At 43.2% G+C, this 14950-nt stretch carries 12 protein-coding genes; 3 read left to right on the top strand and 9 right to left on the bottom strand.

Features of this window, described 5'->3' with window-relative positions; translation table 11 throughout:
• Nucleotides 1-565: 565 nt before the first annotated feature.
• The gene (locus tag QUB61_RS33490; protein ID WP_333133496.1) at nt 566-1801 is read left to right on the top strand and encodes an RNA-guided endonuclease TnpB family protein; all 1236 of its coding nucleotides are present in this window, start codon (nt 566-568) and stop codon (nt 1799-1801) included.
• A gap of 141 nt (nt 1802-1942) precedes the next feature.
• Here QUB61_RS33490 and QUB61_RS33485 read toward each other — a convergent pair whose 3' ends face one another.
• The 3 genes from QUB61_RS33485 to QUB61_RS33475 form a co-directional block, all read right to left on the bottom strand.
• Complete coding sequence (locus QUB61_RS33485) at nt 1943-4825, bottom strand: nSTAND1 domain-containing NTPase (RefSeq protein WP_333133495.1); 2883 nt, start codon at nt 4823-4825, stop codon at nt 1943-1945.
• Between the two features lie 4 nt (nt 4826-4829).
• Complete coding sequence (locus QUB61_RS33480) at nt 4830-6212, bottom strand: P-loop NTPase fold protein (RefSeq protein WP_333133494.1); 1383 nt, start codon at nt 6210-6212, stop codon at nt 4830-4832.
• Between the two features lie 132 nt (nt 6213-6344).
• Nucleotides 6345-7535, bottom strand: coding sequence for a M20 family metallopeptidase (locus tag QUB61_RS33475; protein WP_333133493.1), 1191 nt, complete (start codon nt 7533-7535; stop codon nt 6345-6347).
• A 432-nt stretch (nt 7536-7967) separates the two neighbouring features.
• Between QUB61_RS33475 and QUB61_RS33470 the strand changes: the two genes are divergently transcribed.
• Complete coding sequence (locus QUB61_RS33470; protein WP_333133492.1) at nt 7968-9446, top strand: glycosyltransferase family 87 protein; 1479 nt, start codon at nt 7968-7970, stop codon at nt 9444-9446.
• 87 nt (nt 9447-9533) lie between these two features.
• Here QUB61_RS33470 and QUB61_RS33465 read toward each other — a convergent pair whose 3' ends face one another.
• Nucleotides 9534-9725, bottom strand: a complete 192-nt coding sequence (locus QUB61_RS33465; RefSeq protein ID WP_333133491.1) for a ribbon-helix-helix domain-containing protein — start codon at nt 9723-9725, stop codon at nt 9534-9536.
• Nucleotides 9726-9938: 213 nt separating this feature from the next.
• Between QUB61_RS33465 and QUB61_RS33460 the strand changes: the two genes are divergently transcribed.
• Nucleotides 9939-10121, top strand: coding sequence for a hypothetical protein (locus QUB61_RS33460; RefSeq protein WP_333133490.1), 183 nt, complete (start codon nt 9939-9941; stop codon nt 10119-10121).
• A gap of 44 nt (nt 10122-10165) precedes the next feature.
• Here QUB61_RS33460 and QUB61_RS33455 read toward each other — a convergent pair whose 3' ends face one another.
• The 5 genes from QUB61_RS33455 to aspS all read right to left on the bottom strand — a co-directional run bounded on the left by QUB61_RS33455 (nt 10166) and on the right by aspS (nt 14709).
• Nucleotides 10166-10936, bottom strand: coding sequence for a DUF3226 domain-containing protein (locus QUB61_RS33455; RefSeq protein WP_333133489.1), 771 nt, complete (start codon nt 10934-10936; stop codon nt 10166-10168).
• On the bottom strand, nt 10933-12081 hold the full coding sequence (locus QUB61_RS33450) for an AAA family ATPase (protein WP_333133488.1): 1149 nt from the start codon (nt 12079-12081) through the stop codon (nt 10933-10935). Before QUB61_RS33450 ends, QUB61_RS33455 begins: the two co-directional genes overlap by 4 nt.
• Nucleotides 12082-12205: 124 nt before the next feature.
• Complete coding sequence (locus tag QUB61_RS33445; RefSeq protein ID WP_194069249.1) at nt 12206-12472, bottom strand: Txe/YoeB family addiction module toxin; 267 nt, start codon at nt 12470-12472, stop codon at nt 12206-12208.
• Nucleotides 12469-12693: a hypothetical protein gene (locus QUB61_RS33440; protein WP_190655705.1), complete on the bottom strand. Its 225-nt coding sequence runs from the start codon at nt 12691-12693 to the stop codon at nt 12469-12471. The genes QUB61_RS33445 and QUB61_RS33440 overlap by 4 nt, the downstream gene beginning before the upstream one ends.
• 222 nt (nt 12694-12915) lie before the next feature.
• Nucleotides 12916-14709 carry an aspartate--tRNA ligase gene (gene aspS, locus QUB61_RS33435; protein ID WP_333133487.1) on the bottom strand — a complete coding sequence of 598 codons (1794 nt, stop codon included), beginning with the start codon at nt 14707-14709 and terminating at the stop codon, nt 12916-12918.
• Between the last annotated feature and the right edge of the window lie 241 nt (nt 14710-14950).

Raw genomic sequence — 14950 nt, 5'->3', positions numbered from 1 at the left:
TGATTTTAAATCACCCTAACCTTCCTTCAGTCTTGTCTTATGGTACTTTGGCTGCTTAAAAACTGTCCGGAGTATTGAGGGTGTGTCGCCACAGAAAATCCCTAAAAAAAGAGCGGCAATCTCGCAGCGACGCACCTTGCAAACAGGATTGTACTCTCAGAAACCGGGTTTCTTCGTAGATTTCTCGTTCCTGTCCGCAAAATTATTGTAGAAACCCGGTTTCTAGCCCCGTATCAATAAGCCCTGAAACTATCCAAACTTTAGGCACAGGTGCGTCGCTACTAGAAAAGTCGATATGCAAGTTGGGGATTTTCTGTCGCGACGCACCCTAGGACTACTTTAAATAGAGCATTGAAGGCGATCGATCTATGAAAAGTCATGAAAATTTTGTCAGGGAATCCTGCCGAGAAATAAGCTCTAACCAGACAACCGCCAGGGAATTAATTCCCCGATCTCCCCAAAGTTACGAAGGTATGGAGCGACCAAAAAACGAAAAACAACCCTGTGCTTGACAAGGCTACACAGTAATTATATATTCAACATAGAGAAGTCGTCAAAATATCTCGTGCAACACCAAGCTATCAAAGTTAGAATCTATCCAACGCAAAGCCAAGAACAAAAATTGGCTCAAGCGTTTGGTTGTTCGCGTTGGTGGTGGAATTTTGCCCTAAATAAGTCGATCGAGACTTACAAAGAAACAGGTAAAGGAATAGGACAAGTAGCGCTCAATGCCATATTGCCCAAACTCAAGAAACAAGAAGAAACATCTTGGTTGGCTGATTGCTACAGTCAGGTATTGCAGGCTACTACTCTCAAATTAGTTACAGCTTATAAAAATTTCTTTGAGGGTCGAAGCCGATTTCCGAGATTCAAGTCAAAGAAAAGTAAGCAATCTATTCAATATCCTCAAAACGTCAAAATATTAGCCAATCACACTATTAAGATTCCTGGTGAAGTCGGGGAAGTGAGAGCTAAGATTCATCGACAGATTGATGGAAAAGTGAAAACCGTTACCGTGAGCAAAACACCTGCTGGAAAATATTTTGCCTCGATATTAGTTGAGACAGAGGGAGAAAAGCCACGGAGCTCAACAGAGGGCGATGTAATAGGTATTGACTTAGGCGTTAAGGACTTTGCAGTAACTCACGATGGAGAGAAAGTATCTAAATATAGCAATCCCAAACATTTAGCTGTGCATGAAAAAAATCTCAAGAGGAAACAGCAAAAATTAGCCAGAAAAAAAGATGGTAGTAACTCAAGGTTCAAAGCAAAAAAAATAGCCGCTAGGGTATACGAGCGAGTATCAAACGCACGTCAAGATTTTCTACACAAGCTTTCGCATAAGCTAGTCAACGAAAACCAAGTTGTCGTAGTAGAGAATCTTAATGTCAAAGGCATGGTGCGAAATCATAGCTTAGCTAAAGCAATATCTGATTGTGGATGGGGAATATTCACTAATTTTCTAGCCTATAAATTAGAACGTAAGGGTGGAAAGTTAGTAGAGATAAATAGATGGTTCCCTAGTTCCAAACTCTGTTCTAATTGTTTCTATCAAATAGATGAAATGCCGATCGATGTAAGGGAATGGAGTTGTCCCCATTGTGGCACTCATCACGATCGAGATGGAAACGCTGCTGCAAATATTAGAACAGAAGGAATCAGAATGCTACAGACGGATGGAACAGCCGTTTCTGCTGTAGGAGGGGAAGTAAGACCTCATAGCGGGCGTCAGTCTGTTTTGAGGCATTCGCCTGTGAGTACAGAAGCCCCCATCAAGCCGCTTGCGGTTAGTGGCGGGTAGTTCACATTCTTGTATCAGCTTGCCTGTTAGATCGCTCTATTTGATTATTTCCTAACTCAAACAGTCTCAAAGCATCACTTGCCGATCGCTCTAATTTTACCAATTTCTATGCTTGGTTTAGTTGTTGTTACGCTACTCCCCTTATAATGATATCGACCACTCTAATGCTAAACATAATATATTAATAATAATAAAAATAGCCAGAATTTTGTAATCTTTATTTAGTCTTGCTAACAACTCTTCTGATTGCTCTTGTATTTTGTCACTTTTATTTAGTCTTGTTAACAACTCTTCTGATTGCTCTTGTATTTGATCGTGCTGTTTTTGTAATTCCTTTTGGAGTTCTTCTGCGCTCTGCTTTAAAGCTTTAACCTCCTCAAATTTTTCCCTTATTTCTGGTAACTTAGCCTTGTCCCATTGGCGGACAAAAGGCACTAAATAATCGTGAACAAGTTGGTAGCGTTTCGGAGTTCCCGGCACTTCTAATACCAATCCCGATTTAACGATTATCTCTAAAACTAACTCTAATTCTACTAACTCTATTCGTAAACTTGCTGCTAATTCAGCAAAATTTTTCTGAGGACGAGTGTTGTTTTCATCCGTCAGTAAATACAAGACAACTTTGGCAATATCTTTATTCTCCTTACCACAATCTGCGATAACTTCATCTAAAAACTCCTTAACCAGTTTGACCTTAGCCTGACTGCCAAGTTGTTGATATTCACTCAGTCGAGTAATCTGCCTTTTTTCCAGTTGCATTCCCACGATTTGAAGTTCGATCGGCCGTACTTCTCCCACTTCACCTGCTAAATCTGCTACCAGTGCGTTTGCCAAATCATCGTCCAAGTAAAATTGAGATCCTTTTGTTAATGTTTGAATAATAGCTTTCGCATCTGAAATTGAGAAATTTCCCAAGTAATAGCAGATTTTTTTCGTGAGAATGTCGTTATCAATAATATATAAATTGGTGGCGCGATTGAACTCTAACAAGTAGAAAAGATAATCTTCCCGCAGCGAGAGGATAATTTTGAGGTCGCTAATCTGATTTAAACATTCAGCCAGAAAATCATATAACTTTTGCCTACCAATTGGATCTCGATAAGCAAAGAAAAATTCCTCAAACTGGTCAAATATTAATACAGTTAATAAATTACGGTCTTGATTCAGTCGCAACTGTTTTAAAATAGCTGCTGGGGTGTCTATCGGTTCTGACAAATTCACAGCTTTTAATTGTTCAATTCCTGTTTTCAAACACTCACCGCAATCCCTCACCCAATCATGATAGGATTGCAATAAAATAGGCAATATGTCCCGCGCTTCAAAAGTTGTCAGTTGCAGTGCCGGAACTAACCATGCCTGAATTATCGAACTTTTTCCTACCCCAGATTGTCCGTGAACGATCGTCAGCTTGCAAGCAGGTAGACGTATCCGTTTACTTATCTCTTTAATATCGCGCGATCGCCCGGAAGCTGCTTCAATTTCTTCAATAATTTCAGCTTTTGACTTACCGGATTCTAAACCGATGTCAATTATTTGTTGCGGCGACTGCAAGCGGCTGGCACCAATAAAAGCTTGCAGTCGATATTTGCTTTTAACTGCTTGTTGTTCGAGTTTAATGTGAAATGCTTTTAAATATTCGCTTTGCTCAAAATAGAGAGTTCTCAACTCTTCTAAAATCCTCAGATAAAGCTGGACATCATCTTGAGGCTGGGTAATTACTTTCGCTACTTCTAAGTTTTTAACTGCCTGCGACTGTTGACTGAGATTTCGCTGCCCTTTTGCCAAAAGTAACCGATACAAACCAGTCTCTTGTGGGCCAGACTTACGCACTCCGACCAAAGAAACCGGGTTTTTTACCGAATCTGTCGGCCACAACGAAGTATTTTCGTAAAAAAACCCGGTTTCTGGGTCCCCATGCGGTTGGGATACTCCTGCTTGTGCCAAAACCGACAATGCTAATTTAGCCGATTCGCAAGCTTTTTCCCACTGAGATTGTTGCAGCGCCACCTCAGCCAAAAAGCCGTAATCTTCAGCTACTTGACTAGGAGTGCCGTAAATTTTGTGCATTTCTAAGGCTTTGACTGCTAAACTTTGCAATTCTTCCCAATCTTGTAAAAGTCGCAGCACTTCGCCAAGTTCGCTAATACATTTCGCAGCTAAATCATGTCGCTGCACTTGCTCAAAACTCTCCAGAGATTGCTGTAAATAGTTTCTAGCTTTTTGCCAATAATCCTGACTTCCAGCCCGGTGCAATTCAGCTTTGCGGTTGTAAGCTTGGGCAATTTTATGGCAGACAATTCCTTGCCTTTCTAATTGGCGATTTTGCTTCCAAAATGTCAAAGTTTCCTCATAATGTTCGATCGCTAAATTTATTTTATTTTTATGAAATGCAACTAAACCCCCAATAAATAGCCAACTTGCTTGCAATTCTGGGTTTAATGTTTCTCCCAAACTTGACAGGTCATTCCTCAAAAACTCAATTTTACAGTCATCTAATTGGAAATTCTCAACATTAGCAAAAGCTTGCTCTGCTTTTTGCCACAACAAATTCATCAAATCATCGGGCGGTATTGTAAACTGAAGGGGAGGAGGAGCCCAAGACTTCAGATCGTTAGCCGATCGACTAAATTTAGACAGTACATCATCCGTCACCCATAATATCAACGGAAAAGCAAAATCTTGTTTGAATTGGTCTCGCGCTCGATTAGCGCCAGCTAGCAGGTCATCAATCGCCACCACCGATTCTATACCAACAACTATCAAAGCTTTCGGCGGTTGCTCTTGGACGGCATTGAGAATGGTTTGATAAAGTGTTTTAGTCGCAGGTTCGAGGACTAATTCTTGATATTCAACAGTCGATTTATCGCGCAGTTTTTCCAGCATTGCAGAACGCAAGCTAGCATAATTGCAGCGCACTATAGTTAAAGAAAACTTTCCTTGAAAGCGGGCGATCGTCCGTACCAAAGTAGAGAGCGATCGCTCATTTTCGGCTGCAATATCTTCGGCTAGATTTGAGTTTACCATAATCTCAAGAATTTTGCTGCTTCCACAGCTTAAATTTGTCAGTTTCCATCAACAGCGGATTCAAGGCAAACCAATTTCCTTGAATGTCGTCTACATATTCAAAAACCCACAGGTTTCGCAGCAAATTTTGGTATTCTTTATCTCCATTAATGCTTTGTTCTTTCACCACCTTAAAGAGTAATTCCCACTCATCATTATCAATGCCATTCTTCAGAGTGTCGCGGGAACTGCGAATCACTGATTTCAACACCTTTTGCGAAATAGGAGGGTCATCTTGCTGCAAGCAACCAAACAGCATCCCCATCAAGTTTCGCAGATGACCTCCGCTGACGCGACACAATTCATCTAAAGTTTCAGGACTGTCCAAAACTTGGGTAATTAATGTGATATGTTCCTCGGTTGGCACATCAGGGAAAGCCCGGGACATCACCATGCGCCTCAGCAAATTCATCCCCTCAACACATTCGCTACCGTCTCTATTCTTTACTGGTACCATAGGCAAAACTCTCGGGTCAACTCCGCCCCCCAAGCGATTTTTCAAAATTTCACTTTCATTGCTAAAAATCAATCCCAGCGGCAGGGTATAAACTAAATGGCAATTCAGTTGCCGCAACTGATCCCCCCGGTCAATAAAGATATATTCTGGCAACGATCGCCCCGCTGCATTGGGTCTAGAAACTATCCGGTCTAAGTTGTCAACAATCACCACCAATCCTTTTTTACCCCGCTCCTTTAGCTGATTAATAGCTACATCAATAATTTCTTGATTGAGCAGTTCTAACATTTTATTCGCTTGCGGTTCCATGTACTGTCTCAGTTTAGAACGCAAGTCGGGATTACTTTTGATCTTGGCAGTAATTTTGGCGATACCTAAAGGCAGAGAAACTTCCAAATTTCCGTCTGTATTGCCCTTGATTTTGTTGCCAAAAAGTTCTCCTTCAGCTTCTAAAGTCACAGGAGTCTGTAAAAAATTCCAACTGTTTTTTAAGAATTCTTTAAAGCCTTGTGGTTCCAAGGAAATGTTGCCCTCTTCCAAGCTTTGGGTGACTCGCCGCGCGATCGCCAACATGATATCTGTCAAATCGAGATCCATTTCATCAAGGTCTTGTGTTGACTCGAAGTAAACTACATGAAACCCCTGATCAGTCAACTCTTTTTGCAGTCGCGACAATTCAGTAGACTTACCGCAACCAATGTGTCCGGTAAATAATTGGCAAGTCGGTTTATCTGATGACGAACGGATAATTGTCTTTTTGAGTACGTTAATAATTTTCCCGCCACGCACCTCAGAAAAATCAATGTAATACCGCCGATCTTCGGCATTGCCTAATTTTAGAGACTCACTGGGGTTGCAGGCATTCCAGAATTTATCGAAATCTAGGTTCATAAAATTTTCTATCATTAATTATTGTAGTTATTGTAGGGTGGGTCAGGGCTGAATGTTTTTACCAGAGACTAAACATTTTTGCCGCTAAGTACCCTACGGTTAGTTAGCTGACCACCCATACGTCTCAGACTATTAGCGTGAACCTTGATGCTGTTTCCAATATTGGCAAGCGGCATAGGCCAAGGTGACAGCGCCGGTCACGATGGCGGCTTCATTGACCTCAAATTGTGGGTGATGGAGGGGATAGTTGGGTTTGTCAGTCAGTCCCACTCCTAAGCGAAACATGGTTCCGGGTGCGTGTTCTAAGTACATCGAAAAATCTTCGGCGCCGAGGGATGGTTCTGGTAAAATCTGGACGTGCGATCGACCTAAAGCTTCTAAAGCCGCAGTTTCGACTAATTGTGTGAGTTTTGGGTCGTTTTGGACTCCGGGCACGCCGCGCTTGTAGGTGAGTTCGTACTTAGCGCCGTAAGTCGCGCAAACGCTGGAGACAATTTGTTCGATCCAAGCCGGCAGGTTTTCGTGGGTTTCCGGATGCAGCGATCGCACGGTTCCCAATAATTTTACTCGATCGGCAATCACGTTCGGCGCACGTCCGCCGCTAATTTGCCCGATCGTCAAAACCAGCGGCCTCAAAGGATTTTGCGTGCGGCTAATTGCCTGCTGCAAGGTGGTAATTATCTGAGAAGCAATCCAAATTGCGTCGATCGCCTCGTGGGGACGCGCACCGTGGCCGGATTCGCCGATCACAATCAATTCTAGGTCATCTGCCGCCGCCGTCAGTGCCCCGTGGCGGATACCGACGCAACCGCCGGGAATGGTCGGGAAAACGTGCACTCCGAGGATGCCGTCAACATCTTGCATCGCCCCGTCTTTAATCATCCAGTGAGCACCTTGGGCTATCTCTTCTGCAGGCTGAAACAAGAAGCGGACGTGACCGGGCAATTTTTCTTCTAGCTGAGACAATATCATTGCTGCGCCCAAACCGACGGTGGTGTGGATGTCGTGGCCGCAGGCGTGCATGACTCCTTCGTTGCGGGAGGCAAATTCTAAGTTTGTGCGTTCTTGAATCGGCAAAGCGTCCATATCGGTGCGAATTGCCAGCCACCGGGACTCGCTGCGGTGGCCTTTGACTTCGCCGAGCACTCCTGTTTTGCCGATTCCTTCGATGGCGCGGACTCCGCTGGATGCGAGAACTCCGGCTACGTAGGCGGCGGTTTGATATTCTTGGCCGCTGAGTTCGGGGTGGGAGTGGATGTGCCGGCGAATTTCGATTAAGCGGGGTGCTAGGGTGGCGGCTATTTCTTTGATGCGGGGAAGCATGAATTTAGTTGGGGATTGCGGTACAAGTTGTAGTCAACTAGGGTAACGCATATGTTTGGGGGTGAACAGGGTTATAAGGCGCAAATGTGCGATCGGGCTTTTGGATGGCAATTCTATTTCGTTTGTGAATAAGATTTTTTTTTCTAACCGCAGAGGGCGCAGAGGACGCAGAGAAAAGAGAGGAAAGAGAGTTAGGTTGAAACGGGGAATAAACGTCTAGATTCTAGGTTCAAAGGCTGACTTTTAGTTGATAATATCATGTCCCCTCGAGGAACCGCGATTTTTGTAGGGGCGGGTTCACCAACAATACCTGCCAATAATTGACTATCTCAAAAACCCGCCCCGACCGGGATCTTATGGTTAATCGATCGGACACGATCAAATTTCTGGTTGTGATATCATCAAAGAGTAAATATATTAAAATTATTTTCTATGATTAGCTTTGGATTCTGGAATGTAATAATTCTAATTGCAGTCGCTTTGTTTCTCAAATTGAATTGGCGATTAGATACGGAAAAAACAGCATGGCAAGATTCTTTGTTTTTAAAACATCCTTGGATCGAAAGGTTGACTCGGTTTTTTCGTAAACCTATCGTTAACTTTATTTTGCAAGCAGTTATTGTATTAGTTCTCACCCGATTTCTCTGTTATACCGGTTGGTTGGTTTACAATCTGACTAATCGGCCCGATCCGCCTTACTGGGATTTTAAGTGGTTTTATGTAGCGAGTAGATTAGCCCATCAGCATTTGAGTCCCTTTAATGTGGAGGTGTTTAACATCGGTTTCTGTCGCCTCACTAAAGTGTGTGGGTTTATTCCATCTTTTGTTTATCCACCTAATATCATTCCTCCGCTGTGGTTTTTGGGCTATTTCCCGATGAAGACTGCTTTCACAATCTGGACTTGGCTGCATCTTATTGCCACAGGTTTTGTTTTATGGGGAGCGAATATCTTGTTGGTGTCGCACTCACGAGCTTTTCGGACTATTTGTAGTATATCAGTTGCATTCCTCTACGGTTTTGTTTTCGATCTTCAAGTTGGCAATGTGGCAAGTTTTATTGCGGTTCTGCTGTTATGGATGTTTATTTATGCTAGAAAAAACCAGAATATAATTGCAGGAGTTTTCTTAGGAATTGCCCTGTTTAAACCAACTTTAGTTATATTGTTTCTTCCTTATTTTTTAATCAAAAGACGGTTTCAGCTAGTTTTTATATCTCTAGTCACGGTAACTTTTTTGGCAGTTATAGGTCTAGCTGTAACAGGCAATTCCTTAACAGGATTTATAGAGGATGCGACTCGTGGATTTCCACTCTGGCTCAACGATCCATCGAATAATGCTTATATTTCTATGAGTCGCCTTGATTTAAGGGTTATGGGGCCGAGGTTTTTCCCCGATAGTCCCTTCGTGGCGAAGCTATTTTCTGACTTGATTGTTCTGCTGCTAGTTGGTTTAGTGAGTTGGTATTTTTACAAGAAACAATCTCGCAATGCTTGGTCAAAAAAAGTTGACTTATCTGAAATGGTGCTAATTTCTACTTTGAGTATTGCTATCAACTATTCTCAGCCGACCAGTTCTGTGATGTTAGCACCGGCGGTGGTTTTTTTGCTGAATGATTTATGTTTTCAGATTAAAAATTGTGCTTTCTCTAGGCAAAGAATGTCGGTTTGGTTATTGGGCGTTGGCTGTGTCATGGTGCAAACCGCTGTGATTCATGGCGGGCTGTTGGTGTTTCTAGGAAAGCGGTGGAACTGGAAGGGGGGGGAATTGCCTTATTTGTTTAAAGTAACTATTTTTTCACTACCGAGTTATGCGGTTTTAGGCCTTACGTTAAGTGTTTTAGTCTTAGCAATTACCTCTCTTGGTCAAAAACAGGTTGCTGAATTTGACCCTTTGGATCGGGTTTCGGGTTAGAGGAAAAACAAAACCCAACTCCAACACAAAATAAACGGCCCGACAGGTTGGCAGTTGAGAATGACCCATCAGGGTAGAGATCAAAGGTTAATTGCTGCTGGGTTCGTCTTCTGTAGTCTTTTTAGCCAAGTAAGCATCTACAGCTTCAGAGACAATCCGACTTACGAGATTGCTGACTGTCCGGTCTTCTTCCTTGGCCCAATCTTCCAAGACGTTGTAGGCGTTTGGAGGAACGTAGCTGGTTACTCGTTTTAGGTTTTTTGCTGGCAAGTTAGGCAACTGGGAATTTACTTCATAGATCGATCGTACTTTCTTTGTACGCCTCTTGCATAGTGACACACGGTGTGATACCGTGTAAATAGTCAAACACAAAACCCCCACCGCTCAGACTCACGATCGTTCGGTGGGGGCTTGAACTCCCATATTTAGGAGGAAACTCTATGATATCACCGCCAAAGTCAGTTCCCGAACTGCTCCGGGAAGAAATTCCTGATGTACCTCTTGCGGAAGCAACCGATTCGTTTGCTGTTGTGTGGCGTTCCCAAAGCGGTAGACAGCATCGTTAATCTGTTGCACGTTTTAGGTTTTGCAGAAGTTGGGGAATGGAGCCCGCCTCTACCATCGCCTCGGGCGGGTGAGGTAATTCGGATTTTAACCCGTTACTGGAAAGAGTAGTCTTTGAGGGCGATCGCACTTTTTTTGTGAAGTGCGATCGTCCATTAGCTCACTTCCAAAAGTTCGTTCAAAAACTTAATAAAATTTGCCAAAGCAGGAACCTGCTGCTTTGTCTGTTCGCTGACCCAATTATTATCAGCAATACTTGCTGTATTAGTCTTCCCAGGTTTGAGAACACTTACAACAGTAGCAACTAAAGCTTTTTCTCTATCGAAATTTTTCCACTTTAAAGATTTTCTATCTGACTCAGAAAACTCATTTAGATAGGAACTAGCTTTCTCCATGTACGCGGGATAAGCTATCTCTCCGCAACTGCACAGCAAAGTATCAAGCACACCTTGTGAAACATTATCTGGCAAAACATAGATTCCTGTACGCGGGCTATTGGTATCTACAACACCAGGACACTGCGGAAAATTAGGAAAATAACTGCGGAATTTCTTAGCATATGGTTCGACTATGCGATCGGGAGTTGATTTATCGCAATCGGCAACTATCCCGAATGCTGCCAAATTTGTTTGATACTCAGAATTTGCGAATAAAATGTCATCCAAATTAGTCACAAGATTGCTTCCTTCACCTGCATAAATTGCGACTGAGATAGTATCATTAAACAGAATAGAAGGCATATTAAGACGTGTGTACAAGTTTCCTTTTTTGGGATAAACGGGAATAAACTTGCGCCAGAAGGGGTCTAAATCGGACTTTAATCCTTTCAACTCTTCTCGAAAATCTTGAAAACCCAAAAGCTTGAGAACCTTGCCTGTAAATGCCTGGTCGTGAGGTCCTTCTACTCCAATAATCGCGTATTTCACACGCGTACCTCTTGACCCAAATCCTCCCGCAATCTTTGCAGTCTTTCCCGTTCAATTCTAACTGCTTTAGTTTGTGACTCCCGTTTCTCTAAACGATAAAGAACTAAGTCCCTCTCGGCATCGCTAGCATCCAACATCGCATCAATCGCTTCTAAACTGTGCGTCGTTGCAAATAACTGCACATCCATCAGCTTGCACCACTGCACAATCGAAGCAAAGGAACTGCGAAGTGCTTCAGTATGAATTGCTGTTTCTATTTCATCAATTAGTAAAACTCCACCTCGGACTTTTGCCATAGATAAAGCAATGAATAGCAAACGCCGCACTCCATCACCAAAAGCACTTAAAGGTGAAAATCCTAATAATTTATGGTTGATATAGATACTAGGGCGAGGTTCTCCAAGTGACAAAATTTCCAAGTCAATTATTTCTACATCGACAATCTGAAGTAATTTAATTACCTCATTTTTTAATCCCCTTAGTATGGCCTGTGACAGAAGATAGGACTCTAATTTTTCCTGCCTGTGAGAAACAGGTGTTACCATATCAATTGGCAATTCTGGGTAGAAGTGATGTTGGCGCAAATCACCTCTACTCAGCCTTTGATTAGACCATAATTCAATTTTTTCTGAGAATTCACGACCCAAGTCAACTCCATCAAATGCTGGTGGATCGCGAAATATTGCTTTGAGTTCTATTTCAGCACCGTGCGAACTCTTATATTCAGTGTAGTCATAAGATTCTAGCCAATCTTCAGCGCTATCTTCAAAATCTTTTTCTGATTGATATAGCAGTTCCATCTGGTTGTAGATTGCTCTAGATTCTACGACTTGGAAGCTACCATTCCCAGAAATATAGGTTTCTCCTACGTAAAGAATGGGTTTAGGTACTTCATTGTTTTGAGGAAATAACCATTTGAAAGCATTTAATGGAAGCGTGGGAGAAGCCTTGATTTCTCGACGCTGTGCTGTTTTCAGCCATTCTCCGATATCTAAGGGGCGACAATAGGTTGATATCGCCTCTAAAACACTGGTTTTACCTGAGTTATTCCCACCAACCAATATGTTGATTTGACCCAAGTCCTGCAAGGTTAAATCTCGCAAGCCTCGGAACCGATGGATGGTTAAATTATCAAGGTGTTTCATAATTATGACTTGGGCGTATAAGCCGATCGCACTTGCAACTCCTTCAACTGCTTCTCATCGACACCAGACGGCGCATTTGTCAGCAAACAACCCGGCTGCTGCGTCTTCGGAAACGCAATCACATCTATTCCGTGTAATGATACTTACAAGCCACGATCGCAATTTCTCGATCCGTAACTTGGTAAACTAAACGATGTTCGTTATCAATGCGCCTAGACCAAAAACCACTTAACTCGTATTTCAGAGGTTCAGGTTTTCCCAATCCTTCAAACGGTGAGCGGTCTATATCTTTAATCAATTCTACAATTTTGCGATAAATCTTTTTGTCTAATTTTGCCCATTCATTAAAATCTGCAAAAGCAGAAGATTCAAAAACAATTCTTCTGCTCATTGCAAATTCTGTAAATTAACTTCAACTAAATTTTGCCCCTCTTTAACATTTTCAATAGCTTTTAAAAGTCTATTTTTGTTGACTTCTGATTTTAAAAGATATTCTGTTTCATCACACTCAGAAACAATTATTTCAATCTCTTTATCTCCAAAAGTCGCCTTGATTTGTTCTAAAAAATGATGATTGAGTTCGCTGGCTTTTAAACGATAAACTGTTGACATCGTTTTTACCTATTTTCGATTATGATAATTATAGCGTTTTTAGTCTAAAGACGTGGAATGTAACTCTAGCATACAGTATCAGCCAAAGTTTTGACTCAATGACAGTCCAGGACGCAGAATCGTGTCTGTCATGCTGAACAAAACGCAGTGTAGTGAAGCATCCAGCGAGATGCTTCCCTTCTCTCAGCATGACACATAGGCTTTGCCTAAGTCCAGATCCGCTTATGACTTGGGCGTATAAGTCGATCGCACTTGCAACTCCTTCAACTGCTTCTCATCCACCCCAGCCGGCGCATTTGTCAGCAAACAACCCGCCTGCTGCGTCTTCGGAAACGCAATCACATCGCGAATCGATTCCTCACCAGCCAACAGCATCACCAACCGATCCAAACCGTAAGCAATACCTCCGTGGGGCGGAGTTCCATACTCAAACGCATCCAACAAAAAGCCAAACTTATTGTAAGCTTCCTCAGTCGATAAGCCGATCGCCTCAAACACCTTTTCCTGAACTTCCCGCTGATAAATCCGCAGAGAACCGCCGCCGATTTCTGTACCGTTTAACACCAAATCGTAAGCTTGAGCCCTCGCAGTTTTCAAATCATTAATATCGTCAGGATGCGGCGCAGTAAACGGGTGATGCAATGCTTCCAAACGCTTCTCATCAGCGTTCCATTCAAACATCGGGAAATCTGTCACCCACAGCAGATTCATCTTGTCCTTGTCAATCAATCCCAATTCGTTACCCACGAACAAACGCAATCTATCCAAAGTCTTATTGACAGTTGTCACATCAGCCGCAGCAAATAACAACAAATGACCTGGTTGCGCGCCCGTGCGATCGAGCAATTGCTGTTTTTGTGCTTCCGTCAAATTATCCTTAATAGCGCCGATCGTATCAATTTCGCCGTTATCCCGCACGCGGATGTAAGCCAATCCCTTCGCACCCGCTTCGCTGGCTTCCTTAAACAAATCGCCTTTCGGACCGGGTTTAATCCGCACATTAGAAATCGCATCATTCCCGCCCGGAATCGGCAAAACTTTCACAATTCCGCCCGCAGCAACCGCCCCGGAAAATACCTTAAATCCCGAATCTTTCATCAAATCGGAAACATCGACTAATTCCATACCGAAGCGAGTATCCGGTTTGTCGCTACCGTAGCGATCCATTGCTTCAGCGTAAGTCAAGCGCGGGAAAGGACAAGGCAATTCAACGCCTTTGACAGTTTGGAAAATCTGGCAGACTAAACCTTCATTTAAGGCAATTACTTCTTCCACAGACATGAAACTCATTTCCATGTCCAATTGCGTAAATTCCGGCTGTCTGTCAGCGCGCAAATCTTCATCGCGGAAACAGCGGGCAATTTGATAATATCTGTCAAAACCAGACACCATTAACAATTGTTTGAACAACTGCGGCGACTGCGGCAAAGCATACCATGCACCGGGATTGACGCGGCTGGGAACTAAATAATCTCTCGCACCTTCTGGAGTCGCCCGAGTTAAAATCGGCGTTTCAATTTCCATGAAACCTTCGACATCTTCCAGGTGGCGGCGCATAGCTTTGACAACTTGGTGGCGAAGCTGCAAATTGCGACTCATACGATCGCGCCGCAAGTCCAAATAGCGATATTTCAGCCGCAAATCTTCCCGGACGCTTTCAGTCTCCGCCGTCGCCACCTGAAAGGGTAACTGTTTGCGAACCGCATTCAACAACTCAATTTCGTCAGCATAAATTTCCACCTCACCCGTAGGCAATTTCGGGTTGAGGGACTCTTCGGGGCGGCCGGTGACTCTACCCGTAATTTTAACCACGTATTCGCTGCGCAAAGCCTCAGCCCCGTGATAGGAATCGGGAGTCCGTTCAGGATCGCTGACAATTTGCACAATACCCGATCGATCGCGCACATCCAGAAAAATCACCCCGCCATGATCGCGGCGGCGATCCACCCAGCCGTAAAGGGTGACAGTCTCTCCGATGTGTTCGCTTCGCAGTTCGCCGCAGTAGTAAGTTCTCATGGTTGGGGGTTATGGACTAAAAATAAAGCTTTTTGATTATAGCGCTTAGTGTCAAAACCTTTTATGAACAGGCAAGATGCCTGTTCCACAAGAAAATTCAACCTTTGTGGAACAGGCATCTTGCCTGTTCTTTAAATATCAACAGACAAAATGCCTGTTCCACCAGAAAATTCAACCTTTGTGGAACAGGCATCTTGCCTGTTCTTTAAATATCAACAGACAAAATGCCTGTTCCACCAGA

The sequence above is a fragment of the Microcoleus sp. C2D2 genome (assembly GCF_036702495.1).
GTDB lineage: Bacteria > Cyanobacteriota > Cyanobacteriia > Cyanobacteriales > Microcoleaceae > Microcoleus.
This window is presented reverse-complemented; position numbering and strand designations above follow the sequence as displayed.